General features: G+C 70.5%; 27 protein-coding genes. 19 read left to right on the plus strand and 8 right to left on the minus strand.

Annotated features, from left to right (window positions below; all coding sequences use genetic code 11):
* Positions 1–6: 6 nt before the first annotated feature.
* Positions 7–345, minus strand: a complete 339-nt coding sequence (locus OG490_RS21920; RefSeq protein ID WP_330298001.1) for a hypothetical protein — start codon at positions 343–345, stop codon at positions 7–9.
* A 421-nt stretch (positions 346–766) separates the two neighbouring features.
* Positions 767–1,612, minus strand: coding sequence for a C40 family peptidase (locus OG490_RS21925; RefSeq protein ID WP_330298002.1), 846 nt, complete (start codon positions 1,610–1,612; stop codon positions 767–769).
* Positions 1,613–2,384: 772 nt separating this feature from the next.
* Here OG490_RS21925 and OG490_RS21930 point away from each other — a divergent pair.
* Genes OG490_RS21930 through nuoN form a run of 14 tightly spaced genes read left to right on the plus strand, consistent with a single transcriptional unit; the run spans position 2,385 to position 18,231 of the window.
* Positions 2,385–2,744, plus strand: coding sequence for an NADH-quinone oxidoreductase subunit A (locus OG490_RS21930; protein WP_008738438.1), 360 nt, complete (start codon positions 2,385–2,387; stop codon positions 2,742–2,744).
* Between the two features lie 14 nt (positions 2,745–2,758).
* Positions 2,759–3,313, plus strand: a complete 555-nt coding sequence (locus tag OG490_RS21935; protein ID WP_112449167.1) for a NuoB/complex I 20 kDa subunit family protein — start codon at positions 2,759–2,761, stop codon at positions 3,311–3,313.
* Positions 3,310–4,059 carry an NADH-quinone oxidoreductase subunit C gene (locus OG490_RS21940; protein ID WP_330298003.1) on the plus strand — a complete coding sequence of 250 codons (750 nt, stop codon included), beginning with the start codon at positions 3,310–3,312 and terminating at the stop codon, positions 4,057–4,059. Before OG490_RS21935 ends, OG490_RS21940 begins: the two co-directional genes overlap by 4 nt.
* The gene (locus tag OG490_RS21945) at positions 4,059–5,384 is read left to right on the plus strand and encodes an NADH-quinone oxidoreductase subunit D (RefSeq protein ID WP_330298004.1); all 1,326 of its coding nucleotides are present in this window, start codon (positions 4,059–4,061) and stop codon (positions 5,382–5,384) included. Before OG490_RS21940 ends, OG490_RS21945 begins: the two co-directional genes overlap by 1 nt.
* The gene (nuoE, locus tag OG490_RS21950; RefSeq protein ID WP_330298005.1) at positions 5,381–6,130 is read left to right on the plus strand and encodes an NADH-quinone oxidoreductase subunit NuoE; all 750 of its coding nucleotides are present in this window, start codon (positions 5,381–5,383) and stop codon (positions 6,128–6,130) included. The genes OG490_RS21945 and nuoE overlap by 4 nt, the downstream gene beginning before the upstream one ends.
* The gene (gene nuoF / locus OG490_RS21955) at positions 6,130–7,479 is read left to right on the plus strand and encodes an NADH-quinone oxidoreductase subunit NuoF (protein WP_330298006.1); all 1,350 of its coding nucleotides are present in this window, start codon (positions 6,130–6,132) and stop codon (positions 7,477–7,479) included. Before nuoE ends, nuoF begins: the two co-directional genes overlap by 1 nt.
* Positions 7,476–9,983, plus strand: coding sequence for an NADH-quinone oxidoreductase subunit G (locus OG490_RS21960; protein WP_330298007.1), 2,508 nt, complete (start codon positions 7,476–7,478; stop codon positions 9,981–9,983). The genes nuoF and OG490_RS21960 overlap by 4 nt, the downstream gene beginning before the upstream one ends.
* Positions 9,980–11,350 carry an NADH-quinone oxidoreductase subunit NuoH gene (gene nuoH, locus OG490_RS21965; protein ID WP_330298008.1) on the plus strand — a complete coding sequence of 457 codons (1,371 nt, stop codon included), beginning with the start codon at positions 9,980–9,982 and terminating at the stop codon, positions 11,348–11,350. Before OG490_RS21960 ends, nuoH begins: the two co-directional genes overlap by 4 nt.
* Entirely contained in the window at positions 11,343–11,969 is a 627-nt protein-coding gene (gene nuoI, locus OG490_RS21970) for an NADH-quinone oxidoreductase subunit NuoI (RefSeq protein ID WP_330298009.1), read from the plus strand. Before nuoH ends, nuoI begins: the two co-directional genes overlap by 8 nt.
* On the plus strand, positions 11,966–12,778 hold the full coding sequence (locus OG490_RS21975) for an NADH-quinone oxidoreductase subunit J (protein WP_330298010.1): 813 nt from the start codon (positions 11,966–11,968) through the stop codon (positions 12,776–12,778). The genes nuoI and OG490_RS21975 overlap by 4 nt, the downstream gene beginning before the upstream one ends.
* Complete coding sequence (nuoK, locus tag OG490_RS21980) at positions 12,775–13,074, plus strand: NADH-quinone oxidoreductase subunit NuoK (RefSeq protein WP_215025182.1); 300 nt, start codon at positions 12,775–12,777, stop codon at positions 13,072–13,074. Before OG490_RS21975 ends, nuoK begins: the two co-directional genes overlap by 4 nt.
* Before the next feature lie 9 nt (positions 13,075–13,083).
* On the plus strand, positions 13,084–14,979 hold the full coding sequence (nuoL, locus tag OG490_RS21985; RefSeq protein ID WP_330298011.1) for an NADH-quinone oxidoreductase subunit L: 1,896 nt from the start codon (positions 13,084–13,086) through the stop codon (positions 14,977–14,979).
* 1 nt (position 14,980) lies between these two features.
* Complete coding sequence (locus OG490_RS21990) at positions 14,981–16,573, plus strand: NADH-quinone oxidoreductase subunit M (RefSeq protein ID WP_330298012.1); 1,593 nt, start codon at positions 14,981–14,983, stop codon at positions 16,571–16,573.
* A gap of 5 nt (positions 16,574–16,578) precedes the next feature.
* Entirely contained in the window at positions 16,579–18,231 is a 1,653-nt protein-coding gene (gene nuoN / locus OG490_RS21995; RefSeq protein WP_330301008.1) for an NADH-quinone oxidoreductase subunit NuoN, read from the plus strand.
* A 78-nt stretch (positions 18,232–18,309) separates the two neighbouring features.
* Here nuoN and OG490_RS22000 read toward each other — a convergent pair whose 3' ends face one another.
* Complete coding sequence (locus OG490_RS22000) at positions 18,310–18,927, minus strand: hypothetical protein (RefSeq protein ID WP_330298013.1); 618 nt, start codon at positions 18,925–18,927, stop codon at positions 18,310–18,312.
* A gap of 209 nt (positions 18,928–19,136) precedes the next feature.
* Between OG490_RS22000 and OG490_RS22005 the strand changes: the two genes are divergently transcribed.
* Positions 19,137–19,730, plus strand: coding sequence for a hypothetical protein (locus OG490_RS22005; RefSeq protein WP_330298014.1), 594 nt, complete (start codon positions 19,137–19,139; stop codon positions 19,728–19,730).
* An 87-nt stretch (positions 19,731–19,817) separates the two neighbouring features.
* Here OG490_RS22005 and fahA read toward each other — a convergent pair whose 3' ends face one another.
* A complete protein-coding gene (gene fahA / locus OG490_RS22010; protein WP_330298015.1) occupies positions 19,818–21,041 on the minus strand; it encodes a fumarylacetoacetase in 1,224 nt (407 codons plus the stop codon).
* Between the two features lie 141 nt (positions 21,042–21,182).
* Here fahA and OG490_RS22015 point away from each other — a divergent pair, with 141 nt between their 5' ends.
* Entirely contained in the window at positions 21,183–21,989 is an 807-nt protein-coding gene (locus tag OG490_RS22015; protein WP_330298016.1) for an HAD family hydrolase, read from the plus strand.
* Between the two features lie 26 nt (positions 21,990–22,015).
* Here the strand turns inward: OG490_RS22015 and OG490_RS22020 are convergent, their stop codons facing one another.
* Together OG490_RS22020 and OG490_RS22025 are read right to left on the minus strand one after the other, a co-directional pair.
* Positions 22,016–22,777 carry an SDR family NAD(P)-dependent oxidoreductase gene (locus OG490_RS22020; protein WP_330298017.1) on the minus strand — a complete coding sequence of 254 codons (762 nt, stop codon included), beginning with the start codon at positions 22,775–22,777 and terminating at the stop codon, positions 22,016–22,018.
* 1 nt (position 22,778) lies between these two features.
* Positions 22,779–23,486 (minus strand): DUF4386 domain-containing protein, encoded by a 708-nt coding sequence (locus OG490_RS22025; protein ID WP_330298018.1) that lies wholly within the window; start codon positions 23,484–23,486, stop codon positions 22,779–22,781.
* A gap of 87 nt (positions 23,487–23,573) precedes the next feature.
* Here OG490_RS22025 and OG490_RS22030 point away from each other — a divergent pair, with 87 nt between their 5' ends.
* The gene (locus OG490_RS22030; RefSeq protein ID WP_330298019.1) at positions 23,574–24,077 is read left to right on the plus strand and encodes a MarR family winged helix-turn-helix transcriptional regulator; all 504 of its coding nucleotides are present in this window, start codon (positions 23,574–23,576) and stop codon (positions 24,075–24,077) included.
* Here OG490_RS22030 and OG490_RS22035 read toward each other — a convergent pair.
* A complete protein-coding gene (locus tag OG490_RS22035; protein WP_330298020.1) occupies positions 24,074–24,421 on the minus strand; it encodes a hypothetical protein in 348 nt (115 codons plus the stop codon). The genes OG490_RS22030 and OG490_RS22035 overlap by 4 nt on opposite strands.
* The gene (locus OG490_RS22040; protein WP_330298021.1) at positions 24,418–24,651 is read right to left on the minus strand and encodes a hypothetical protein; all 234 of its coding nucleotides are present in this window, start codon (positions 24,649–24,651) and stop codon (positions 24,418–24,420) included. The genes OG490_RS22035 and OG490_RS22040 overlap by 4 nt, the downstream gene beginning before the upstream one ends.
* Before the next feature lie 106 nt (positions 24,652–24,757).
* Between OG490_RS22040 and OG490_RS22045 the strand changes: the two genes are divergently transcribed.
* The gene (locus OG490_RS22045) at positions 24,758–25,585 is read left to right on the plus strand and encodes a helix-turn-helix domain-containing protein (protein ID WP_330298022.1); all 828 of its coding nucleotides are present in this window, start codon (positions 24,758–24,760) and stop codon (positions 25,583–25,585) included.
* Entirely contained in the window at positions 25,582–25,776 is a 195-nt protein-coding gene (locus OG490_RS22050; RefSeq protein WP_330298023.1) for a DUF397 domain-containing protein, read from the plus strand. Before OG490_RS22045 ends, OG490_RS22050 begins: the two co-directional genes overlap by 4 nt.
* Positions 25,777–25,815: the final 39 nt, after the last annotated feature.

Here is a 25,815-nt window from a genome sequence, read left to right on the forward strand (position 1 = left end):
GAGGAATCAGGCGGGCTGCGGCGGGGGGTTGTCCCCGGTGCGGCCCGTCTGGTCCTGGGGGGTGTCGAGGCCTCGTTGGTACGAAGCTTCGTCCGATCGGTGGACCGTCCGGATACAGCGGGCCAGCAGCATCAGACCGCAGATCAGGAGCGTGCCCGATGCGGTCCAGTCGAGGGCGAGCGTGATCGAGGAATTGGGCTTCTGCCACGGGCGGGCGGTGTTCAGCAGCCAGCCCCCCAGCGACAGGAGACAGAGCCCGGCTGCGGCCGGGACGGCTGTGGGATCGGCGGTCGGATGGGCACCGGAACCGGGGCCGGGGGCTTGGTCGGATGGCCTGGTGATCACGGATCACCACCTCCTGGGGTGACTCGGGCGAACGCGCCTCAGCTATCTTCGCAGGGCTTCGCCCGGTTCGATACGAGCTGCCCGCCAGCCGGGATGGTGACCCGTCAGTAGGTCGGCCCGCCCCGGTGAGCCCCGGTCGGCCCCGGTCGGGCCGGCACTTGCCGAGGGCTTCGGTCTGTCGCTCACCGAGGGCTCCCGCCGCCGGAGCAGGCGCTGGGCGCGAGCGAGATCTGCGCCTCCTGGAGCCCCCGGGACCGCCCGGACACCGCCCCCATGGCCCTCAGGCGGCCTTCAGGGGGCCCTCAGAGGCTCCAGGAGGCCCCGGGACGGCGAAAGGCCGGTACTCCACCCCCGAGCGGGGGAGTACCGGCCTTTCGCGCGTCGCAGGACGCGTCAGCGCTGACGTCGGTCAGCGGATGCCTCAGAGGACGCGGACGGCGCCCGTCGGCTTGTCGTAGCTCAGGGCGCGCTCGACGATGCCGGTGTTGGGGTTCTGCGCGCCGACGAAGTTGCCGCCGCCGACGTAGATGGCGACGTGGTAAGCGCTGCCCCTGGAACCCCAGTACAGGATGTCGCCCGGCTGAAGGGCGCTCAGGGAGACCGAGGTGCCGGCCGAGGACTGCGCCTGCGACATGCGCGGCAGGCTGATGCCGGCCTGGCGGTACGCGGCCTGGACGAGGCCGGAGCAGTCGAACGAGGACGGGCCGGTGCCGCCCATGACGTACGCCTTGCCGACCTGCGCGCGGGCGAAGTTCACGATCGCGGCGGCGGAGCCGGTGGCCGGAGCGGTGACGCCGGAGCCCTCCGAGGAGGAGGAGCCCTCCGAAGAGGAGGCGGACTTGCTCGACAGCGAGGTACGGGCCGTGCTGCGGCTGGCGCGGTCGGCCTCGGCCTTGCGGTCGGCCTCGTCCTTCGCCTGCTGCTCGGCGTCGGCCTTCTGCTGCGCGTCTTCCTTGGCCTTCTTGGCCTCGGCGGCGGCGCCGGTGCGGGCGCTCTGCTCCAGGGCGTTGAGCTCGCCGTCGACGGCGGCGGCGCGGGTGTTCTCCGCGGCCTTGGTGACGGAGGAGGACACGTCGGCGGCCAGGTCCATGTTCAGGACCGGCATCTCGAGGGTGCTCTCGGCTACGGGCTCGGAGGGCGTGGCGCTCGCCGTGCCGGCCATGGCCAGGGTGCTGAGGACGCCACCGGCAACTCCGGCGCGGACCGCGAGCTTCGAGGCGCTGCGGCGGGGCTTCCGGTGGCTGGGTATGTGAGCGGTGAGGGACATGGGTACAACCGCTATCAGGGCGTTGCGGTTCCCTTCAAGAAACGTGGTCTGCGCCACAGTTGTGCGCGAATGGCACGAACCGGGCGCGTCGGCCGTCTTATTGACGCCGTAACGGGCGATTCGGACACCCTTCCGCAAGCCTGTGATCATGGGGTTTCCGAAATAAGTCCGAATTGATCCTCGGCCTACCATCCCTCCGGACAGATGGCCAAGCCCCCTTTCGCTGCCGCGAATCCGGAGTGGTGCAGGTCACAGTGACATCACGCTGTGCGGACACCGAGGCCCTCCTGTGACCCCGCCGTGAACCCGCCGCCACATTCCCCCCTCGAATCCACCCCCCGGTCGACCCCCGAACCACCCCCGGCCCGGGCTCCACATCCGTACTTCGTGAACGCGCGCACGCGTCCACCCCCGTACGCGCGAGCTCCCCCGACCGGGGGACGCCGATCCCTTTATCATCATGCGCACCATGCTGCCAATTTGCGTGCAGTGGCCACGATTTGATAGTGCGACAGGGCTTCCACCTGCGGCTACGAGGGTGGATGTCACCTTTGGTGATCATGTGGATGCTTCGCGTATGAAGATCACCACTCATCGGACTTCATGATCGTTCGTCAGGTGGTGGAGATCACAAACTCGTTGTTGTAACCCGTGTCGCAGATCACAGACGAGCAGGCATAAGATGCGCACCAGCCCGGCTTGTGAACTGCCTCACATGCAAGTGCCGGAGCGGCGGTCCAACGGTCAAGGACGACTGGAAGGAGCGAGGAGCGTGAATGCGTACGCGCCCATCCTCGTGCTCGGCGCCCTCGGCGCAGGGTTTGCGATCTTCTCCGTGGTCATGGCCACGCTGATCGGTCCAAAACGGTACAACCGGGCAAAACTTGAAGCATATGAGTGCGGCATCGAGCCCACTCCGGTGCCGGCCGGCGGCGGCCGCTTCCCCATCAAGTACTACCTGACGGCGATGCTCTTCATCGTCTTCGACATCGAGGTTGTCTTCCTCTACCCCTGGGCGGTCACCTTCGACTCGCTGGGGATCTTCGGGCTCGTCGAGATGCTCCTCTTCGTGCTCACCGTCTTCGTCGCCTACGCCTACGTGTGGCGCCGCGGCGGCCTGGAATGGGACTGAGGGGCTGAATTTCCATGGGACTGGAAGAGAAGCTGCCGAGCGGCTTTCTGCTGACCACTGTCGAACAGGCCGCGGGCTGGGTGCGCAAGTCATCCGTCTTCCCCGCGACCTTCGGCCTGGCCTGCTGCGCCATCGAGATGATGACCACCGGAGCGGGCCGGTACGACCTGGCCCGCTTCGGCATGGAGGTCTTCCGCGGATCCCCGCGCCAGGCCGACTTGATGATCGTGGCGGGCCGCGTCAGCCAGAAGATGGCGCCGGTGCTGCGGCAGGTGTACGACCAGATGCCCGCTCCCAAGTGGGTCATCTCTATGGGTGTTTGCGCCTCTTCAGGCGGAATGTTCAATAACTACGCGATCGTCCAGGGCGTCGACCACATCGTCCCCGTGGACATCTATCTGCCCGGCTGCCCGCCCCGCCCCGAGATGCTGATCGACGCGATCCTCAAGCTCCACCAGAAGATCCAGGGATCGAAGCTCGGCGTGAACCGGGAAGAGGCGGCCCGTGAGGCGGAGGAGGCGGCCCTCAAGGCGCTCCCGATGATCGAGATGAAGGGGCTCCTGCGGTGAGCGACGACCCGGCCGTGGAGAACGGCCCCCAACCCGGTGACGACGTAGACGCCGGCAACGTCCCGGCCCCCAGGGGCGCGACGGGCCCCGAGGTGATCGGCGTCCGCAAGGGCATGTTCGGCGCCGCGAACGGCGGCGACACCAGCGGCTACGGCGGCCTCGTGAGCCCCGTGGTCCTGCCCGGCGCGAGCGCGCGCCCGTACGGCTCGTACTTCGACGAGGTCGTCGACGAGCTCGAAGGGGCGCTGGAGGAGCAGGACCTGGTCCCCGAGAACGCGATCGAGAAGGTCGTGGTCGACCGGGGCGAGCTCACCCTCCACATCGCCCGCGAGCACCTCCCCCGGGTGGCGAAGACCCTGCGCGACGACGCGGCCCTGCGCTTCGAGCTCTGCACCGGCGTCAGCGGGGTGCACTTCCCCGGGGACAAGGGGCGCGAGCTGCACGCCGTCTACCACCTGCGCTCGCTCACCCACGGCCGCATCGTGCGGCTGGAGGTGTCCGTCCCGGACAGCGACCCGCACGTCCCGTCGATCGTCTCGGTCTACCCGACCAACGACTGGCACGAGCGCGAGACGTACGACTTCTTCGGCCTGATCTTCGACGGGCACCCGGCACTCACCCGGATCATGATGCCGGACGACTGGCAGGGCTTCCCGCAGCGCAAGGACTACCCGCTCGGCGGCATCGCCGTCGAGTACAAGGGCGCCCAGATCCCGGCTCCCGACCAGCGGAGGTCGTACAGCTGATGTCAACGTCAAACCACGCCTCCTCCCGGGAGACCACCGAAGGGCTCGTCTACACCGTCACGGGCGGCGACTGGGACGAGGTCGTCCAGTCCGCGGCCCGCGCGGACGACGAGCGGATCGTCGTCAACATGGGTCCCCAGCACCCGTCCACGCACGGAGTGCTCCGGCTGATCCTGGAGATCGACGGCGAGACGGTCACCGAGGCCCGCTGCGGCATCGGCTACCTCCACACCGGCATCGAGAAGAACCTCGAATACCGGAACTGGACGCAGGGCACCACCTTCGTCACGCGCATGGACTACCTGACGCCGTTCTTCAACGAGGCGGCGTACTGCCTGGGCGTCGAGAAGCTGCTCGGCATCACCGATCAGATCCCGGACCGCGCCACCGCCATCCGCGTCCTGCTGATGGAGCTCAACCGGATCTCCTCCCACCTGGTGTGCATCGCCACCGGCGGCATGGAGCTGGGCGCGACCACGATCATGATCTACGGGTTCCGCGACCGCGAGCTGATCCTCGACGTGTTCGAGCTGATCACCGGACTGCGCATGAACCACGCGTTCATCCGCCCCGGCGGCCTCGCGCAGGACCTGCCCCCGGGCGCGGTCGACCAGCTCCGCGAGTTCGTCAAGACCATGAAGAAGAACCTGCCGGAGTACGACAAGCTCGCCACCGGCAACCCCATCTTCAAGGCCCGCATGCAGGACGTCGGCTACCTCGACCTCACCGGCTGCATGGCGCTGGGCGCCACCGGCCCGATCCTGCGCTCCGCCGGACTCCCGCACGACCTGCGCAAGTCCGACCCGTACTGCGGTTACGAGAACTACGAGTTCGACGTGCCCACCACCGAGTCCTGCGACTCCTACGGGCGCTTCCTGGTCCGCCTGGAGGAGATGCGCCAGTCCCTGCGGATCGTCGAGCAGTGCCTGGACCGGCTGGAGCCGGGCCCGGTGATGGTCGCCGACAAGAAGATCGCCTGGCCGGCGCAGCTCGCGATGGGCCCGGACGGCCTCGGCAACTCGCTCGACCACATCAAGCAGATCATGGGCACCTCCATGGAGTCCCTCATCCACCACTTCAAGCTGGTGACCGAGGGATTCCGGGTCCCGGCCGGACAGGCCTACGCGGCGGTCGAGTCGCCCAAGGGCGAGCTCGGGGTCCACGTGGTCTCCGACGGCGGCACCCGCCCCTACCGGGTCCACTTCCGCGACCCGTCCTTCACCAACCTGCAGGCCATGGCGGCGATGTGCGAGGGCGGCCAGGTCGCCGACGTCATCGTCGCCGTCGCCTCCATCGACCCCGTGATGGGAGGCGTCGACCGATGAGCGCCAGCCAGTCGACCAGCCTGGGCATGCCCCAGCTGCCGGCCCCCGACTACCCGGCCGAGGTACGAGCCCGGCTCGAAGCGGACGCGAAGGAAGTCATCGCCCGCTACCCCGACAGCCGCTCCGCGCTGCTGCCGCTGCTGCACCTCACGCAGTCGGAAGAGGGCTTCGTCTCGCGCACCGGCATCCGGTTCTGCGCCGAGGTGCTGGGCCTGACGACCGCGGAGGTCACGGCGGTCGCCACCTTCTACACGATGTACCGGCGCAAGCCCTCGGGCGACTACCAGGTCGGTGTCTGTACGAACACCCTGTGCGCGGTCATGGGCGGCGATGCCATCTTCGACGAGCTCAAGGAGCACCTCGGGGTCGGCAACAACGAGACCACCCCCGACGGCAAGGTCACCCTCGAGCACATCGAGTGCAACGCGGCCTGCGACTACGCCCCCGTGGTGATGGTCAACTGGGAGTTCTTCGACAACCAGACCCCCGAGTCCGCCAAGGCCATGGTGGACGACCTGCTGGCCGGCCGCCCGGTCGCGCCGACCCGGGGCGCGCCGCTGTGCACGTACAAGGAGACCGCGCGGATCCTGGCCGGCTTCCCCGACGAGCGCCCCGGCGCGGTCGAGGCGAGCGGCGGCGCTGGACACGCGTCGCTGATCGGCCTGCGCATCGCGCGCGGGGAGTCCCCGCAGCTCGGCAAGGTCGTGCACCCGCGTGCCGAGGCCGCGGCCGAGGAGGGGGAGTGATGACGGTGACTGCTGAAATGCATGAGAACGGAACCAGCCCGGAGAAGCTGCTGGCACCCGTGCTGTCGGCGTTCTGGGACGAACCGCAGTCGTGGACGCTGGAGACCTACCGGCGCCACGAGGGCTACGAGGGCCTGCGCAAGGCGCTCGCGATGACCCCGGACGACCTCATCGCGTACGTGAAGGACTCCGGTCTGCGCGGGCGCGGCGGCGCGGGCTTCCCCACCGGAATGAAGTGGCAGTTCATCCCGCAGGGCGACGGAAAGCCGCACTACCTCGTCGTGAACGCGGACGAGTCGGAGCCGGGAACCTGCAAGGACATCCCCCTTCTCTTCGCCAACCCGCACTCCCTCATCGAGGGAATGATCATTGCCTGTTACGCGATCCGGTCGGAGCACGCCTTCATCTACCTGCGCGGCGAGGCCGTGCCGGTACTGCGCCGCCTGCACGAGGCGGTGCGCGAGGCGTACGAGGCCGGCTACCTCGGGGAAGACGTCCTCGGGAGCGGGCTGAAGCTCGACATCACCGTGCACGCGGGAGCGGGCGCGTACATCTGCGGCGAGGAAACGGCCCTCCTGGACTCCCTCGAAGGCCGGCGCGGTCAGCCCCGGCTGCGTCCTCCCTTCCCTGCCGTCGAGGGGCTCTACGCGTGCCCCACTGTCGTCAACAACGTCGAATCCATCGCCTCGGTTCCCGCGATCCTGAACAAGGGCAAGGACTGGTTCAAGGCGATGGGGACCGAGAAGTCCCCCGGTTTCACGCTGTATTCGCTGTCGGGCCACGTCGTGGGCCCCGGCCAGTACGAGGCCCCGCTCGGCATCACCCTGCGCCAGCTGCTCGACATGAGCGGCGGGATCCGTCCCGGGCACCGGCTGAAGTTCTGGACCCCGGGCGGCTCCTCCACCCCCATGTTCACGGCCGAGCACCTCGACGTGCCGCTGGACTACGAGGGCGTCGGCGCGGCCGGTTCCATGCTCGGCACCAAGGCCCTGCAGTGCTTCGACGAGACGACCTGCGTGGTGCGGGCGGTGACCCGCTGGACCGAGTTCTACGCCCACGAGTCCTGCGGCAAGTGCACGCCGTGCCGCGAAGGCACGTACTGGCTGGTCCAGTTGCTGCGCGACATCGAAGCGGGCAAGGGGGTCATGTCCGACCTCGACAAGCTGAACGACATCGCCGACAACATCAACGGCAAGTCGTTCTGCGCCCTCGGTGACGGCGCCGCCAGCCCCATCTTCTCCTCGCTCAAGTACTTCCGCGAGGAGTACGAGCAGCACATCACGGGCAAGGGCTGCCCCTTCGACCCCAAGAAGTCGACCCTCTGGGCCGACACGGAGGTGACCGCATGACCGTGACCACCACGTCAGCCTCCGGTGGCGGCGCGGCAGCGGTCCCGCCCGAGAACACGGTCTCGCTGACCATCGACGGCGTCGAACTGTCCGTGCCCAAGGGGACCCTGGTCATCCGGGCCGCCGAGCAGCTGGGCATCGAGATCCCCCGGTTCTGCGACCACCCCCTCCTCTCCCCGGCCGGCGCCTGCCGCCAGTGCATCGTCGAGGTGGAGGGCCAGCGCAAGCCGATGGCCTCCTGCACCATCACCTGCACCGACGGCATGGTCGTCAAGACGCAGCTCACCTCCGAGGTCGCCGACAAGGCCCAGCGCGGGGTGATGGAGCTGCTGCTCATCAACCACCCGCTGGACTGCCCGGTCTGCGACAAGGGCGGCGAGTGCCCGCTCCAGAACCAGGCGATGTCGCACGGCAACGCCGAATCGCGGTTCGAGGGCAAGAAGCGCACCTACGAGAAGCCCGTCCCGATCTCCACCCAGGTGCTGCTGGACCGGGAGCGCTGCGTGCTGTGCGCGCGCTGCACCCGCTTCTCCAACGAGATCGCCGGCGACCCGATGATCGAGCTGCTCGAGCGCGGCGCGCTCCAGCAGGTCGGCACCGGCGAGGGCGACCCCTTCGAGTCGTACTTCTCCGGCAACACCATCCAGATCTGCCCGGTCGGCGCCCTCACCTCGGCGGCCTACCGGTTCCGCTCCCGCCCGTTCGACCTCGTCTCCTCCCCGAGCGTGTGCGAGCACTGCGCGGGCGGCTGCGCGACCCGGACCGACCACCGCCGCGGCAAGGTGCTGCGCCGGATGGCCGCGGAGGACCCCGAGGTCAACGAGGAGTGGATCTGCGACAAGGGCCGCTTCGGGTTCCGCTACGCGCAGCGCCCCGACCGGCTGACCACCCCGCTGGTGCGCGGCAGCGACGGGGTCCTGGCCCCGGCGAGCTGGCCCGAGGCGCTGGAGGCGGCCGCGAACGGGCTGGCCGCCGCGCGCGGCCGGGCCGGAGTCCTGACCGGCGGCCGGCTGACCGTCGAGGACGCATACGCCTACGCCAAGTTCGCGCGGGTCGTGCTCGACACCAACGACATCGACTTCCGGGCCCGGGTGCACAGCGCGGAGGAGGCCGAGTTCCTGGCCGCCAGCGTGGCCGGCATCGGCAAGGACCTCGACGGGCGGGGCGTCACCAACACCTCCCTGGAGGCGGCCCCGGCCGTGCTCCTCGTCGGCATCGAGGCCGAGGAAGAGGCCCCCGGCGTCTTCCTGCGGCTGCGCAAGGCCCACCGCAAGCACAAGCAGCGGACCTTCGCCGTGGCCACCTTCGCCACCCGCGGGCTGGAGAAGGCGGGCGGCACCCTGCTGGCCGCCGCCCCCGGCACCGAGCCCGAATGGCTCGACGCGCTGGCCTCGCGGACCGGCCTGGAAGAGGGCGGCCACGCCGCCGCCGAAGCGCTGCGCCTGCCCGGCGCGGTCATCGTCGTCGGGGAGCGCCTGGCCGGGGTGCCCGGCGCGCTGACCGCCGCCGTACGGGCCGCCGCCGCGACCGGCGCGCAGCTGGTGTGGATCCCGCGCCGGGCCGGAGAGCGGGCCGCCGTCGAGGCGGGCGCCCTGCCGTCCCTGCTCCCGGGGGCCCGCCCGGCCACCGACCCGCGGGCCCGCGATGAGGTCGCCGCCGCCTGGGGCCTGGACGAGCTCCCGCACCGGTACGGCCGCGACACCGGCCAGATCGTCGAGGCCGCCGCCACCGGCGAGCTGTCCGCCCTGCTGGTCGGGGGCGTGGAGCTCGACGACCTGCCGGACCCGGTCCGCGCCCGGCTCGCGCTCCAGGAGGCCTTCGTGGTCAGCCTGGAACTGCGGCCCAGCGAGGTCACCGACCACGCGGACGTGGTCTTCCCGGTCGCGGCAGCCGCCGAGAAGTCGGGCGCGTTCATCAACTGGGAGGGCAGGGTCCGGCCGTTCGAGGCCGCGCTGAAGCCCGAGCAGATGACCCGCCGGCTCGCCCCCGCCGACTCCCGCGTCCTGCACATGCTGGCCGACGCGGCGGACCGGCCGATCGCCCTGGGCGACGTGCACGCCGTGCGCCGGGAGCTCGACGGGCTCGGCCAGTGGGCCGGGACCCGGGCCGCCGAGCAGTCCGCGGACACCGCGCCGCTGCCCCGGCCGGGCTCGGGCGAGGCCATCCTCGCGGGCCACCGGCTCCTGCTCGACCAGGGCCTGCTCCAGGACGGGGACGAGGCCCTGGCCGGTACCCGGCACGAGGCCAGTGCCCGGCTGTCGGCCGCCACGGCCGCCGAGACGGGTGTGAAGAACGGCGACGTCCTCGCGGTGACCGGCCCGGCCGGCTCCGTGGAACTGCCGCTGCGGATCGCCGAGATGCCCGACCGGGTGGTCTGGCTTCCGTTGAACTCCACCGGCTCCGGGGTCCTCGCCGATACCGGCGCCCGCCCGGGAGCCCTCGTACGCATCGGTCCGGCTGTTCCGGCCGACAGCAGCGACGCCACTGCGGAGGTGGGCGCGTGAACACCGTTCAGATCGCTGCCGAAGACCTCTCCTTGTTCGGCAAGGACGTCTGGTGGCTCGTCGTCGTCAAGGCGGTGTTCTGCTTCGCCTTCCTGATGGTGACCGTGCTGTTCTCCATCGTGTGGGAGCGCAAGGTCGTCGCCTGGATGCAGCTGCGCATCGGCCCCAACCGGCACGGCCCCTGGGGCATGCTCCAGTCGCTCGCCGACGGCGTGAAGCTCATGCTCAAGGAAGACCTCATCGTCAAGCGGGCGGACAAGGTCGTCTACGTCCTCGCCCCGATCATCGCGGCGATCCCGGCCTTCATGGCCATCGCGGTGATCCCCTTCGGCCCGTCGGGCAACGAGGTCTCCATCTTCGGCCAGCGCACCACGATGCAGCTGACCGACCTGCCGATCGCGATGCTGTACATCCTCGCGGTGGCCTCGGTCGGCATCTACGGCATCGTGCTGGCCGGCTGGTCCTCGGGCTCCACGTACCCGCTCCTGGGCGGCCTGCGCTCCTGCGCGCAGATGATCTCCTACGAGATCGCGATGGGCGCGGCCTTCGCCTCGGTCTTCCTCTACTCCGGGTCGATGTCGACCTCGAAGATCGTGGAGGCGCAGGGCGACCGCTGGTTCATCGTGCTCCTGCCGGTGTCCTTCATCATCTACGTCATCACGATGGTCGGCGAGACGAACCGCGCCCCCTTCGACATGCCGGAGTCCGAGGGCGACCTGGTCGGCGGCTTCAACACCGAGTACTCCTCGATCAAGTTCGCGCTGTTCATGCTGGCCGAGTACGTCAACATGGTCACCGTCTCCGCGGTCTCGGTCACCCTCTTCCTGGGCGGCTGGCGGGCCCCGGCGCCGATCTCCACGTACTGGGAGGGCGCCAACCACGGCTGGTGGCCCATGCTCTGGTTCGTCATCAAGGTCCAGCTGCTGCTGTTCTTCTTCATCTGGCTGCGCGGCACGCTCCCGCGCGTGCGCTACGACCAGCTGATGAAGCTCGGCTGGAAGGTGCTGATCCCGGTCTCCGTGGTCTGGCTGATGCTGGTCGCCACCGTCCGGGCGCTGCGCAACGAGAACTACGCGTTCCAGTCGATCGTGCTCTACGTCGGTGGCGCGGTCGTCGCGGTCCTGTTGCTCTCCTTCGTCGTGGACGTCTTCCGCGACAAGAAGGAGAAGGCGGCCGCCGAGGACGCCGAACAGGCCTCCGCCGCCGAGCCCTTCGATCCGCTGGCGGGCGGATTCCCCGTACCGCCCAAGCCCGGCCAGCACCTGGCACCCGTACCGCGCAGGCGGCCTCGCAGTGAGCGGGAGCTGATTGTCAGTGGCGCGGCGAATACTGACAGTGACCGAGAGGAGGGTGCTGAGAATGTCTGACGCTGAGAACGAGAAGTGGCAGAACCCGGTTGCCGGCTTCGGCGTGACCTTCAAGGCCATGTTCAAGAAGAGGCTCACCGAGCAGTACCCGGAGCAGCAGAAGACGACGGCTCCGCGCTTCCACGGGCGGCACCAGCTCAACCGCCACCCGGACGGTCTGGAGAAGTGCATCGGGTGCGAACTGTGCGCCTGGGCCTGTCCCGCCGACGCGATCTACGTCGAGGGTGCGGACAACACCGAGGAGGAGCGCTACTCCCCGGGTGAGCGGTACGGCAGGGTCTACCAGATCAACTACGCCCGCTGCATCCTGTGCGGGCTGTGCGTCGAGGCGTGCCCGACCCGGGCGCTGACCATGACGAACGAGTTCGAACTGGCCGACTCCAGCCGCGAATCGCTCATCTACACCAAGGAGCAGCTGCTCGCCGGGCTGACCGAGGGCATGGTCGAGGCTCCGCACTCGATCTTCCCGGGCACCGAGGACACGGACTACTACCGGGGGCTGGTGACCGGGGCGGCTCCCGGCACGGTCCGCCAGGTCGCCGTGTCCAAGGGCGAGACCGCCCCCGAGGATGCCGCCCCGGTCGCCTCCTCGGACGCCTCCGAGGGGGTGGGGGCGTGAGCGCCATTGCCGCAGCCGCCACCGTCACCTCCACCGGTGAGGCCGTGCAGTTCTGGGTCCTCGCCACGGTCGCCGTCATCGGCGCTTTGTCCACGATCCTGATGAAGAAGGCCGTGCACAGCGCCCTGAGCCTGGCCGGGACGATGATCATCCTGGCGGTCTTCTACCTCGCCAACGGGGCGTACTTCCTCGGCATCGTCCAGGTCGTCGTCTACACCGGCGCGATCATGATGCTCTTCCTCTTCGTCGTCATGCTCGTCGGCGTCACCGCGGCGGACTCGCTGACCGAGACCATCAAGGGGCAGCGCTGGCTGGCCGCCCTGTGCGGACTCGGCTTCGGCATCCTGCTGATCGCCGGCATCGCCAACGCCCGCCTCACCCACTTCAACGGGCTCGGCCGGATCAACTCCGGCGGACACGTCGAGGGCCTGGCCACGCTCATCTTCACCAAGTACGTGTTCGCCTTCGAGATCACCGGCGCCCTCCTCATCACGGCGGCCGTCGGCGCGATGGTGCTCACCCACCGCGAGCGCACCGAGCGGCCCGCCACTCAGCGCGAGCTCGCCGAGCGCCGCGTACGCGAGGGCGTGCAGCTCCCGCCGCTGCCCGCACCCGGTGTCTATGCCCGGCACAACGCCGTGGACGTCGCCGGCCTGCTGCCGGACGGCACCCCGTCCGAGCTCACCGTCAACCAGACGCTGCGCGGCCGCGGTCAGATCAGGGACGTCTCCAGCCAGGCGCTGGACGACCTGAAGGCGCTGGAGCAGCGGTCGTCCGAGCGGCTCGGCCGCGAGGAGGCCTCGAAGTGAATCCGGTCAACTACCTGTACCTGTCCGCGCTGCTGTTCACCATCGGGGCCTCCGGGGTCCTGATCAGGAAGAACGCGATCGTGGTGTTCATGTGCGTCGAGCTGATGCTCAACGCCTGCAACCTCGCCTTCGTCACCTTCTCCCGGATGCACGGCAACCTCGACGGCCAGATCATCGCGTTCTTCACGATGGTCGTCGCCGCCGCCGAGGTCGTGGTGGGTCTGGCGATCATCGTGTCGCTGTTCCGTACCCGCCACTCGGCCTCGGTCGACGACGCCAGCCTGATGAAGCTGTAAGGGGTCGCTGTGGAGAACATGATCGCGCTGCTGGTAGCAGCGCCCCTGCTCGGAGCGGTGGTGCTGCTCTGCGGCGGCCGCCGCCTCGACAAGGCCGGCCACTGGCTCGGCACCCTGCTCGCCGCCGCCTCCTTCGGCATCGGCCTCGCCCTCTTCGCCGACATGCTCAGCCGCGGCGCCGAGGACCGGACCTTCCACCAGCGGCTGTTCAGCTGGATCCCGGTCGAAGGCTTCCAGGCCGACCTCGGCTTCCAGCTCGACCAGCTGTCGATGACCTTCGTCCTGCTGATCTCCGGAGTGGGCACGCTCATCCACGTGTACTCGATCGGGTACATGGAGCACGACGAGCGCCGCCGCCGCTTCTTCGGCTACCTCAACCTCTTCGTCGCCGCGATGCTGCTCCTGGTCATCGCCGACAACTACCTCCTGCTGTACGTCGGCTGGGAGGGCGTGGGCCTCGCCTCGTACCTCCTCATCGGCTTCTGGCAGCACAAGCCCAGCGCGGCCACCGCCGCGAAGAAGGCCTTCCTGGTCAACCGGGTCGGCGACATGGGCCTTTCGATCGCCATCATGCTGATGTTCACCACCTTCGGAACCTTCGCCTTCGGACCGGTCCTCGGCTCGGTGTCCGGGGCGGGCGAGGGCAAGCTCACGGCGATCGCCCTGATGCTGCTGCTCGCCGCCTGCGGCAAGTCGGCGCAGGTGCCGCTGCAGTCCTGGCTCGGCGACGCGATGGAGGGCCCGACCCCGGTCTCGGCCCTCATCCACGCGGCGACCATGGTCACCGCCGGCGTGTACCTGATCGTCCGCTCGGGCGCCATCTTCAACGCGGCGCCGGACGCACAGCTGGCCGTCACCGTCGTCGGCGCCGTCACGCTGCTCTTCGGTGCGATCGTCGGTTGCGCGAAGGACGACATCAAGAAGGCCCTGGCCGGCTCGACGATGTCGCAGATCGGCTACATGATCCTGGCGGCGGGCCTGGGCCCCATCGGCTACGTCTTCGCGATCATGCACCTGGTGACGCACGGGTTCTTCAAGGCCGGCCTCTTCCTCGGCGCGGGTTCCGTCATGCACGGGATGAACGACGAGGTCGACATGCGCAAGTACGGCGGCCTGCGGAAGTACATGCCGGTCACCTTCATCACCTTCGGCCTCGGCTACCTCGCCATCATCGGCTTCCCGGGCCTGTCGGGGTTCTTCTCCAAGGACAAGATCATCGAGGCGGCCTTCGCGAAGGGCGGCACCGAGGGCTGGATCCTGGGAGGCGTGGCCCTGCTGGGCGCCGCGATCACCGCGTTCTACATGACCCGGGTCATGCTCCTCACCTTCTTCGGCGAGAAGCGCTGGCAGCCCGACGCGGAAGGCCACGCGCCGCACCCGCACGAGTCCCCGAAGACCATGACCATCCCGATGATCGTGCTCGCCTTCGGGTCGGTCTTCGCCGGCGGGATCTTCGGCATCGGCGACCGGTTCCTGAAGTGGCTGGAGCCCGTCACCGGGCACGAGCACGGCAACCCGCCGGTCAGCGCCCTGACGGTGACCCTGTCCACGATGGTGGTCCTCGTGATCGGCGTCGGCATCGCCTGGGCGATGTACGGCAAGAAGCCCGTCCCGGTCGTCGCCCCGCGCGGCTCGCTCCTCACCCGGGCGGCCCGACGGGACCTCTACCAGGACGACTTCAACCACGTGGTCCTGGTGCGCGGCGGGGAGCACCTGACCCGCTCCCTCGTCTACGTCGACCACAGCCTGGTCGACGGAGTGGTCAACGGGACGGCCGCCGGCGTCGGCGGGCTGTCGGGTCGGCTGCGCAAGCTGCAGAACGGCTACGCCCGCAGCTACGCGGTCTCGATGTTCGGGGGCACGGCGGTCCTGATCGCCGCGACCCTGCTGATGAGGGCGGTGTGAGATGAGTTTCCCGCTTCTGACGGTGACGGCCGCGGTACCCGCGGTCGGCGCGATCCTGACGGCGGCCGTCCCGGCCGCCCGCCGGACCGCCGCCAAATGGCTCGCCCTGTTCTTCTCACTGGCGACCCTGGCCCTGGCCGTGCTCGTCGCGGTCCGCTTCGATCCCGGTGGCGACCGCTACCAGCTCACCGAATCCCACTCCTGGATCCCCGACTTCGGGGTCCGCTACGAACTGGGCGTCGACGGCATCGGGGTGGCGCTGATCGCGCTCACCGCGCTGATCATCCCCTTCGTCATCGGGGCGGGCTGGCACGACGCCGACCCCCTGGAGACCCACTCCTCGCGCTGGCGGCCGACGCAGGGCTTCTTCGCCCTGATCCTGCTGGTCGAGGCGATGGTGGTGATCTCCTTCGAGGCCACCGACGTCTTCCTCTTCTACATCTTCTTCGAAGCCATGCTCATCCCGATGTACTTCCTCATCGGCGGCTTCGGCGACCGGGCCCACTCCGGGTCCGATGAGAACGCGGCCGCGCAGCGCTCGTACGCGGCGGTCAAGTTCCTCCTCTACAACCTGGTCGGCGGGCTCATCATGCTGGCCGCCGTCATCGGGCTGTACGTGGTCGCCGGGAACTTCTCGCTCCAGGAGATCACCGCCGCCCGCGCCGCGGGCACGCTCGACATGGCGACCAACACCGAGCGGCTCCTCTTCCTCGGCTTCTTCTTCGCCTTCGCGGTGAAGGCCCCGCTGTGGCCGCTGCACACCTGGCTGCCGAACGCGATGGGCGAGGCCACCTCCCCGGTCGCCGTCCTGATCACCGCCGTCGTCGACAAGGTCGGCACCTTCGCGATGCTCCGCTTCTGCCTCGGACTCTTCCCCGAGGCCAGCAAGTGGGCCACGCCGGTGATCCTCGTACTGGCCCTGATCAGCATCGTCTACGGTGCGCTGGTCGCGGTCGGGCAGCGGGACATCAAGCGGCTGGTGGCGTACGCCTCGATCTCGCACTTCGGGTTCATCATCCTGGGCATCTTCGCGATGACCTCCCAGGGCCAGTCGGGCGCGACCCTGTACATGGTCAACCACGGGATCTCGACGGCGGCGCTGATGCTGGTCGCCGGCTTCCTGATCTCGCGGCGCGGCTCGCGGCTCATCGCCGACTTCGGCGGGGTGCAGAAGGTGGCCCCGGTCCTGGCCGGCACCTTCCTGATCGGCGGGCTCGCCACCCTGTCGCTGCCGGGGCTCGCCCCGTTCGTCAGCGAATTCCTGGTCCTGGTCGGCACGTTCGCCCGGTACCCGGTCGTCGGCATCATCGCCACCTTCGGCATCGTGCTCGCCGCGCTCTACACGCTGGTGCTCTACCAGCGCACCATGACCGGCCCGCTGAAGGAGGAGGTCCGCACCATGCCGGACCTGCACCTGCGGGAGGTGCTGGTGGTCGCCCCGCTGATCGCGCTGCTGATCGGACTGGGCGTCTACCCGAAGCCGCTGACCGACATCGTCAACCCGGCGGTGAAGCACACCATGTCGGACGTGAAGCAAACGGACCCGAAGCCCGAGGTGGGCGTACAGGCCAAGAACGGGGAGGGGGCGAAGTGAGCACCCTGACTGCCGCTGCCCAGAACCTGCTGCCGAACCTGGCGGCCGCGGCGCCGATCGACAAGATCCCGGCCCCGCACATCGAGTACGCCCAGCTCTCGCCCACGCTCATCGTGCTGGGAGCGGCGATCGTCGGAGTCCTCGTCGAGGCCTTCGTACCGCGCAAGTCCCGTTACTACGTCCAGGTGTTCCTCGCCGTCGCCGCGCTGGCCTCCGCCTTCGCCGCGGTCGTCGCTCTCGCCGCGGGCGGGTACGGCAGCTCCAAGGCGCACATCGCGGCCATGGGCGCCGTGGCCGTCGACGGTCCGGCGCTCTTCCTCCAGGGCACCATCGTCCTGGCCTCGATCGTCGCGATCTTCACCTTCGCCGAGCGGCGCCTGGACCCGGCCGCCCACGGCAACCGGGTCGACTCCTTCGCCGCGCAGGCGGCGTCCGTACCGGGCAGCGAGAGCGAGAAGGAGGCCGTCAAGGCGGGCTTCACCACCACCGAGGTCTTCCCGCTGGCGCTGTTCGCGATCTCCGGGATGCTGATCTTCCCGGCGGCCAACGACCTGCTGACGCTGTTCGTGGCCCTGGAGGTCTTCTCCCTCCCGCTGTACCTGCTCTGCGCCGTCGCCCGCCGCCAGCGGCTGATGTCGCAGGAGGCCGCGGTCAAGTACTTCCTGCTCGGGGCGTTCTCCTCGGCCTTCCTCCTCTTCGGCATCGCGCTCGTCTACGGGTACGCGGGCTCCGTCTCCTACGCGGCGATCGCCGACGTGGTCGACGGCACCGTGGCCAATGTGGATCCGGCCCTCGCCGGCACCATGGGCAACGACGCGCTGCTGCTGATCGGCGGCGCGCTGATCCTGATGGGCCTGCTCTTCAAGGTCGGCGCGGTCCCCTTCCACATGTGGACCCCGGACGTCTACCAGGGCGCTCCGACCCCGGTCACCGGATTCATGGCGGCCGCGACCAAGGTGGCCGCCTTCGGCGCCCTGCTGCGCCTGCTCTACGTGGTCCTCCCGGGCCTGCGGTGGGACTGGCGGCCGGTCATGTGGGGCGTGGCCATCGTCACGATGCTGGCGGGTGCGGTCATCGCCGTGACCCAGACCGACGTCAAGCGGCTGCTGGCCTACTCCTCGATCGCGCACGCGGGCTTCATCCTTGCCGGTGTGATCGCGACCTCGGCGGAGGGCGTCAAGTCCGTCCTCTTCTACCTGGCCGCGTACTCCTTCGTGACGATCGGCGCCTTCGCCGTGGTCACGCTGGTCCGCGACGCGGGCGGCGAAGCCACCCACCTGTCCAAGTGGGCCGGGCTCGGCCGCCGTTCGCCGCTGACGGCGGCGGTCTTCGCGGTGTTCCTGCTGGCCTTCGCCGGCATCCCGCTGACCTCCGGCTTCGCCGGGAAGTTCGCCGTGTTCAAGGCGGCGGCGGAGGGCGGCGCGGGAGCGCTGGTCGTGGTCGGTGTGATCTCGTCCGCGATCGCCGCGTTCTTCTACATCCGGGTCATCGTCCTGATGTTCTTCAGCGAGCCGAAGGCGGACGGCCCCACGGTGGCCGTGCCCTCCCCGCTGACGATGACGACGATCGCGGTGGGCGTCGCGGTGACGCTGGTCCTGGGTGTGGCACCCCAGTACTTCCTGGACCTGGCGGGCCAGGCGAGCACCTTCGTCCGCTGACCGGACCGTCGCGGTTCACGCAACAGGGCCCGGCTCCCCTCGGGGGGCCGGGCCCTGTTGCGTGTGTGGGGGCCGGGTTCAGCGGCCGTGGCCGTGGTCGTGCGCGGCGGCGGGCTTCGCCGGGCCGGTGGTGCCCTTGGGGCAGGTCAGGGCGGTGTTCCAGTTGTGGAAGCGGCCGGCCGGGTTGTCCGCGTAGGCCCACATGTGGAGGTCGTAGTGCTTGGGCATGCCCGTCCAGTGGCCCGGCATGGGGCCGTCGAAGGGCAGGCCGAACATGCTCGGGCGGTCGTTGCTGGTCTTGAGGTCCTGGTCCCCGTCGGTGGCCATCCACTCCACGGTCTGGAGCTTGCGGCGGCCGTGCTCGTCCTTCTGGGTGCTGTAGAGGAGCGCGGTCGGCTTGCTGGGGTCCAGCAGACCCCAGTAGGCCTGCTTGACGTAGTGGTAGCCCATGGAACCCACCCCGAAGGGGTTTGTCATGCACTCCATGCCGTGCGGGACGTAGCCGTCCTTGATGGCCTCCCGCTCGTCCACGTACTTGGCGGTCACCGCGATCGCCGTGGCCATGTCGCGCATCGCCCGCTGGTTGCGGGGGTCGGGCGCGGGCCCGTCCACCGCGTGGGCCGAGCAGACCCCGCTCACGGCGAGGGACACGGCGGCCGCGCAGGTCAGGAAGGCCTTGCGGGGGCGGAGGGACATCGGTGCTCCTGCCGTTCGGGGGCTTTCGTCCACCATCCCGGCGGTGCGGCGGGGCTGCACGCGGCGGGGCTCCGAACGGGGGGTGCGGAGCGGACGGTTCAGGCCGGACGGGTGGTCCGACCGGACTCCGGCGGGGCGGTGAAGGCCGCTGGGCGGCGAGCCGTGTGTGTGAAACTCCCTCTGAATGATCACTCGGGGGGAGTTTTGCGTTGAACGAGCTGTTGAAGAGGGTGTGGATCGGGCTGGCCATGGCCCTGATCGTGAGTCTGGCCGCCGTGGTCCTGCCGAACCAGGTCCAGATAGACGACGACGGGCACGTCCACCTGGGCGCGCCCGCGCCCACGCCGACCCTGTCCAGGGCGGCGCCCACACCGGAGCCCGCGTCACCGCCCCTCACACGGGACGCCGTGGACGAGGCGATCGGGACCGCGGTCAGCGCGGCGGGCCTCGACCCGGAGCAGGGCCGCCCGCCCGTCGCGGCCGGCGTCACCTCGAACAGGACGGTCTGGACGGTCGTCCGCGAGAAGGCCGCCGCGGAGTCGGAGATGAACGCGATCTGCGCCGACCTGGAGCGCCAGGGCTGGACGCTGAACCGGAACCCGAAGGCAGACCGCCCCGAAGCCTCCCGCAGCTACAAGCGCGGGGGCTGGTATCTGCTGGTGAGCACGCGCGCGAAGACCCAGGCGCTGTCCTCCGCTTCCGCCTCCACCGCGGCCGACTCGCAGACCCAACTGACCCTGACCGGGCTCCAGCTGAACCTTTCCGACATCCCGCTCCCCGAGATCACCGTCAGCATCCGCTGACCCCGCCGTCCCAGGGGGGGGGGGCGGGCGGCGTATGCCCGCGCGTCCGCGTCCGGGACGTGGACGCGGACGCGCGGATCGGGGTCGCTAGCGGGTGCCCACGATGCGGCCGGTGACCTCGCCGAGGCCGACGCGGGTGCCGTCGGCGCCGGGGGCCCAGGCGGTGAGGGTGACGGTGTCCCCGTCCTCCAGGAACGTGCGCTTGCCGTCGGCGAGCTCGATGGCGTCGCGGCCGTTCCAGGTGAGCTCCAGAAGCGAGCCGCGCTGGTCGGTGTCCGGGCCGCTGACGGTGCCCGATCCGTACACGTCGCCGGTGCGCAGGGAGGCGCCGCTGACGGTCATGTGGGCCAGCTGCTGGGCGGCGGTCCAGTACATCGACGCGAACGGCGGCCGGGCCACCTCCTGCCCGTTGATGGAGACGGTGATGCGCAGGTCGAAGCCGCCGGGGCGCTCGGCGCCGGAGTCCTCGAGGTAGGGCAGGAGCGGGAAGTCGCGGGCCGGCGGGGCGACCCGGGCCGCGTCCAGGGCCTCCAGCGGGGTGACCCAAGCGGAGACGGAGGTAGCGAAGGACTTGCCGAGGAAGGGGCCGAGCGGCACGTACTCCCAGGCCTGGATGTCGCGCGCGGACCAGTCGTTGAGCAGGAACAGCCCGAAGACGTGCTCCTCGAAGTCGGCGAGGGCCACCGGGCGGCCCATCTCGGAGGGCGTGCCGACGACGAAGCCGACCTCGGCCTCGATGTCGAGCTTGACCGAGGGCCCGAAGACGGGCGCCGGGTCGGAGGGGGCCTTGCGCTGGCCGGAGGGGCGCACGACGTCCGTGCCGGAGACGACGATCGTTCCCGAGCGGCCGTGGTAGCCGATCGGCAGGTGCTTCCAGTTGGGGGTCAGCGCGTCCCCGTCCGGGCGGAAGATCTTGCCGACGTTCGTCGCGTGGTGCTCGCTCGCGTAGAAGTCGACGTAGTCGGCGACCTCGTACGGCAGGTGCAGGACGACCTCGTCGAGCGGCAGCAGGTGCGGCTCCACGGAGGGCCGGTGGCCGGGGTCGGTGACCCAGGCGGTCAGCGCGCGGCGCACGTCGCGCCAGGCGGTGCGGCCGGCCGCGAGCAGCGGGTTGAGCGAGGGCTGCCCGAGCAGCCCGGCGTACGGGGACCCGAGCGCGGCCGCGGCCGCCCCGGCGTCGAGCACGTGCCCGCCGATGCGGACCCCGATCCGGCGCCGCGCCTCACCGGCGGTGGTGAACACGCCGTAGGGGAGGTTGTGCGGCCCGAACGGGTCGCCCTCGGGAACATCGAGGGGGCTCTGCTGCGGCATGGGGTTCTGCCTCGCTTTCGACGCGGTCCGGGGGTGTCCCGGGGGCTGCTTGACAGGTTAAGGGGCTGGTGGGGCGTGCGGGAGGCCGGATTCCGGCGCAATTTGTAGGACTTGTCCGAAGGGGTCCGTATCCTTGGGGACGTGACTTCCGCCCTCCCCTATGCACTCGTGGCCACCGACCTGGACGGGACTCTGCTGCGCGCCGGAGACACCGTGTCGGCCCGCTCCAGCGCCGCTCTCGCCACCGCCCGCGCGGCCGGCGCCCGGCACATCATCGTGACGGGCCGCCCCGTACCGCAGGTCCGACACGTCCTGGACGGCCTCGGCTACACGGGGCTCGCGGTGTGCGGACAGGGCGCACAGGTCTACGACGCGGCGGCCGGCCGGCTGCTGCACTCCGTGGCCCTGGACCAGGAACTGGCCGAGGTCGCACTCGAGAAACTCGAAGCGGAGGTCGGGGAGGTCTACGCGGCGGTCAACCAGGAGGGCGTCGACGCGGAGATGCTGATAGGGCCGGGCTACCGGATGTGGCACCCGCACCTGCCGACGGTCCGGGTGGCCCGGCGCAGCGACCTGTGGACCTCGCCGATCAACAAGGTGCTGCTCCAGCACCCCCGCCTCTCCGACGACGAACTGACCGAGGTCGCCCGCGCCGTGGTCGGGGACCTGGTCAACGTCACCATGGCCGGGGAGCACACCGTGGAGCTCCAGCCGCCGGGCATCGACAAGGCGAGCGGGCTGGCGGTGGCCGCGGAGCGGCTGGACGTCTCCGGGTCCGCGACGATCGCCTTCGGCGACATGCCGAACGACATCCCGATGTTCGCGTGGGCCGCGCACGGGGTCGCGATGGCGGGCGCCCACCGGGAACTCCTGGCCGTCGCGGACGAGGTCACCCTCTCGAACGAGGCGGACGGCATCGCGGTGGTGCTGGAGCGGCTCTTCGGCTGAAGAGCCGCTCCAAGCGTCCTCACGGGTCACCCCGTGATCCGGCCGCCCGCGACGTCCAGGGTGACCCCGCTGAGCCAGGACGCCCCGTCCGAGGCGAGGAAGAGCGCGCAGGCGGCCACGTCCCCGGGGAGGCCGAGCCTGCGCAGCGGGTGGGCCTGCGCGAGCTGCTCCCGGATCTCCACCGGCATCGCGACCGCGGTCCGCTCGGTCAGGATCACCGAGGGCGCCAGGCAGTTGACGCGGATCCCGCGCGGGCCGAGCTCGGTCGCCAGGTGCTGGGTCAGCATCACGAGCCCGGCGTTGGCCACCCCGTAGGCGAGGTTCGCCTGGCTGGGCCGGCGGCCCGCCGCGGAGGACATGGTGATCACGCAGCCCCGGCCGCGCTCCAGCATGCCGGGCAGGAAGGTCCGTACGGTCAGGAAGGCGGAGGTGAGGTCCGAGTCCAGGACCTCGCGCCAGCGCTCCTCGGTGAGTTCGGGGGTGGGGACCGGCCGGCCCTGGCCGCCCGCGAAGGCGGCCAGTACGTCCACCGGGCCGAGCCGCAGCTCGGTCTCCTCCCGGACCCGGGCCAGTGCCGCCGCGTCCGTGGCGTCGGCGGTCACGGACATCGCCGTACCGCCCTCGGCGCCGATCGCGTCCACCACGCCGGCCAGGGCCGCCGTGTCGCGGCCGACGACGCAGACCCGGGCGCCCTGGGCGGCGAAGGCGTGGGCGGTGGCGGCTCCGATGCCGCGGCTGCCGCCGGTGACGACGACCGTGAGGCCGTCCAGTTCGGGGTAGTTCGCCATCTCAGCGCGCCCCCGCCCGGCCGAGGCCGTGCCGGGTCCGCGGGAGCTTCACCGCGGCCCACACCAGCCAGGCGAGCCCGCCGAAGCGCAGCACGGGCAGCAGGTACTGGAACCCGTCCACCACCAGCCCGAGCAGGGCCAGCATCCCCACGGCGGCCAGGACCAGCCCGGCCCAGGCCAGCGGCCTCGGCAGCAGCCCCGCGAGGAGTCCGGGGACGGCGACCCCGGCGAGCAGCAGGGCGAACATCGCCGAGTACGCGGGTCCGCCGGCGAAGAACGCCAGGTCGGCCAGGGCCCGCGCGAGGTCGGGTCCGGCGCCGTCCGTGAGCCGGGCCCCCGCCCAGCCGGACATGGCGCTCAGCATCAGCGCCGCGGCGGCCAGCACTCCGCCGGCCAGGGTGATCGCGGATCCGGGTGCGGTGATGCCCAGCGCGCGCAGTCGCCGGTAGAGGACGGCCGCGATCAGGGCCATCGGGACGGCCGCGCCGAGCAGCAGGAGGGCGCCGAGCTCGGCGGTGGTGCGGTGTCCGGCGGCGTACCGCAGGACCTCCAGACCGGTGGCGTCTGGGTGCGGGGTGGCCCGGTTCAGGACCACGTAGGCGATGGTCAGGCCGGCCAGGGCCAGTACGGGGGCCAGCAGGGGCGGCCCGGCCTGGGGCCCTCGGCCCGTCCGTTCGGCCGGTTCCACGGGGGCAGGTGCGGCGGTCATGGCGTTCTCGTCTCCTCGTCCGTCCAGTCCGTTCCCTTCCAGAATGATTACAAGCTGAAACGATTGTCAAGCTGTTACGGTTTCCCCATGGGAACGACGGATGACGGTGGCGGCGACCCGCGCCCGCACGGCGGCGCGGCCTTCCTGCTGGCCCAGCTCGGCGCGCACGCGGCCGGCCGCTTCGCCGAGCGGGTCTCCGCGCTCGGCCTGACCCCCGCCCAGGCGGGGCTGTTGCGCCTGCTGGCCCGTACCCCCGGCCGCAGTCAGCGCGAGCTGGCCGACGTACTCGGCATGCCCCCGAGCCGCTTCGTGGCCTTCGCCGACGACCTGGAGGCGCGCGGACTGATCGAACGCCGCCGCAACCCGGAGGACCGGCGGCTGTACGCGCTGTTCCTCGGCGACGCCGGAACCGCCCTGCTGGCCGATCTGCGCGAGGTGGCGACGGCGCACGAGCAGCAGCTCTGCGAGCCCCTGTCGGCGGAGGAACACGAACAACTGACGTCCCTGCTGGGCCGGCTGGCGGCCGCACAGGGCCTGACGCCGGGCGTCCACCCGGGCTACCGCTCGACGCGGACGGCTCCGCCGGCCTAGGTCGTCTCTTCCGGATCTTGCCGGGTCCAGGTGTGCCCTCCGGGGTGGGACGCGTAGTGCCCGCAGCCCTCGCCCGCGTGCTCGGCCGGGCAGTCCCGTACGGGGACCACCGCGTCCGGGGCCGTCCCGCCCCAGCGGGCCCACAGCGCCGCCCCCGGCGGGCCCTCGTGGAGCACGTCCCGGTGCGGTCCGGGGTGCGGCTCCAGCGCGCACCGCAGCTCCGGGCCCGCCCCGATCACCTCCCGCAGGGCGCCGGGGTGCGCGGGGGCCAGCCGGGCCAGTGCGTCCAGGTGTACGGGCGACAGCGCGCCGGCGGCTCCGCACGCCGGGGCGCCGCCGCTCACAGCAACCCCTCCAGGCTCCGGGCGTTGGCCCGGGCGGTCTCCGCGCGGAGCCGCTCCATGGGGTCGGCCGGCCGCACGTCGCGAGGCTCCGCCTCCCACTCGGGCCCGCCGCGGACGGGGCGCAGGGCCCAGTACGGGCCGGCGAGCCCCCGGAACTCCCCGATCAGGTCGTCCCGACTGGTGTCCACCAGGAGGGTTCCGGGGGCGGGGGGAAGGTCCGTTTCGTGCATGACGGTGCCTCTCCGTAGCTGTTCCACTACCAAGCGAGTTCAGCGTGACCTAGAGTCGGAGGGTCTTCAACTTGCGCAATCTGCGCGGGGAGTTGGGTGATCGTCGGTGAATCGGAAAGAGCTGGACCCCGAAAAGTCCCCGGGGGCGGCCTTCGGCCAGCGCCTGCGGGCGCTGCGGGACGAACGCGGCTGGACTCAGGACGAGCTCGGGGTGCGCATGGGGTGCTCCGGGACGCACATTTCCGCTGTGGAAACCGGCCGCCGTTCTCCAACTCGCCGCTTCGCGGCAAGTGCTGACCGGGTCTTCGGAACCGGCGATCGGCTCGAACGTCAGAGCAGGGCCGTGCGCAGTACGGCCCTCCTGGAGGGATTCCCGGAGTACGTCACGCACGAGGCGCGAGCGGCGGAGATCAGGCTCTACGAGGTCGGCGTCATGCCGGGAATTCTTCAGACTCCCCAGTACGCGACGGCCCTCAACGTACGTGCCGTCGAGCGCGGCGCGAGCACTGCCGAGCAGGCGGACGAACGGATCTCGCTCGTTGCGGAGAGGCAGGCGGCGCTCCTGCGGACACCGCTGCCGCTGGTCTTCGTGGTGCTGGACGAGAGCTGCCTGCGACGGCCCGTGGGCGACCGGGCCACCATGGATGCCCAGTTGGACAAGCTGATCGAATTCGCGGCGCTGCCGAACACGGTGCTCCAGGTCGCGCCCTTCGACATGGGGGACCGCCGTCCGCTCAGCCTGCCGCTCTACATCCTGACCATGCAGAACCGCTCCCTGGTCTCCTATGCGGAGTCCGCCCAGCGGGGTCGACTCGAACGGGACAGCGCATCTGTTGTGCCCTTGCTGACCGCCTACCATCAACTTCAGGCCGAGGCCACGTCGCAAGCCGAATCGGTGGCCTTGATCCGTCAGCTACGAAAGGGCACCTCGTGACGACCGAAAACCCCCGCTGGTTCACGTCCTCCTACAGCGAGAACGGCGGCGCGTGCGTCGAGGTCGCCACCAACCTCGTCGCCTCGCGCGGTGTCGTCCCCGTCCGGGACTCCAAGTGGGCCGACGGCCCGGTGCTGGACGTTTCCGCCGCCGCGTTCGCCGCATTCCTCGGCGGCGTCAAGGCCGTCTGACGGCCCCGCAGGGCCCCGGGCAGGTGCGCCCGGGGCCAC

The organism is Streptomyces sp. NBC_00503, assembly GCF_036346895.1.
Classification (GTDB): Bacteria; Actinomycetota; Actinomycetes; order Streptomycetales; family Streptomycetaceae; genus Streptomyces.

Excerpts from the sequence above, each read along its gene's own strand:
- OG490_RS21925 (WP_330298002.1), bottom strand. The coding sequence starts at position 1,612 with ATGTCCCTCACCGCTCACATACCCAGCCACCGGAAGCCCCGCCGCAGC.
- OG490_RS21935 (WP_112449167.1), top strand. The coding sequence starts at position 2,759 with ATGGGACTGGAAGAGAAGCTGCCGAGCGGCTTTCTGCTGACCACTGTC.
- OG490_RS21945 (WP_330298004.1), top strand. The coding sequence starts at position 4,059 with ATGTCAACGTCAAACCACGCCTCCTCCCGGGAGACCACCGAAGGGCTC.
- nuoE (WP_330298005.1), top strand. The coding sequence starts at position 5,381 with ATGAGCGCCAGCCAGTCGACCAGCCTGGGCATGCCCCAGCTGCCGGCC.
- nuoF (WP_330298006.1), top strand. The coding sequence starts at position 6,130 with ATGACGGTGACTGCTGAAATGCATGAGAACGGAACCAGCCCGGAGAAG.
- OG490_RS21960 (WP_330298007.1), top strand. The coding sequence starts at position 7,476 with ATGACCGTGACCACCACGTCAGCCTCCGGTGGCGGCGCGGCAGCGGTC.
- nuoI (WP_330298009.1), top strand. The coding sequence starts at position 11,343 with ATGTCTGACGCTGAGAACGAGAAGTGGCAGAACCCGGTTGCCGGCTTC.
- OG490_RS21990 (WP_330298012.1), top strand. The coding sequence starts at position 14,981 with ATGAGTTTCCCGCTTCTGACGGTGACGGCCGCGGTACCCGCGGTCGGC.
- OG490_RS22000 (WP_330298013.1), bottom strand. The coding sequence starts at position 18,927 with ATGTCCCTCCGCCCCCGCAAGGCCTTCCTGACCTGCGCGGCCGCCGTG.
- fahA (WP_330298015.1), bottom strand. The coding sequence starts at position 21,041 with ATGCCGCAGCAGAGCCCCCTCGATGTTCCCGAGGGCGACCCGTTCGGG.
- OG490_RS22020 (WP_330298017.1), bottom strand. The coding sequence starts at position 22,777 with ATGGCGAACTACCCCGAACTGGACGGCCTCACGGTCGTCGTCACCGGC.
- OG490_RS22025 (WP_330298018.1), bottom strand. The coding sequence starts at position 23,486 with ATGACCGCCGCACCTGCCCCCGTGGAACCGGCCGAACGGACGGGCCGA.
- OG490_RS22030 (WP_330298019.1), top strand. The coding sequence starts at position 23,574 with ATGGGAACGACGGATGACGGTGGCGGCGACCCGCGCCCGCACGGCGGC.
- OG490_RS22040 (WP_330298021.1), bottom strand. The coding sequence starts at position 24,651 with ATGCACGAAACGGACCTTCCCCCCGCCCCCGGAACCCTCCTGGTGGAC.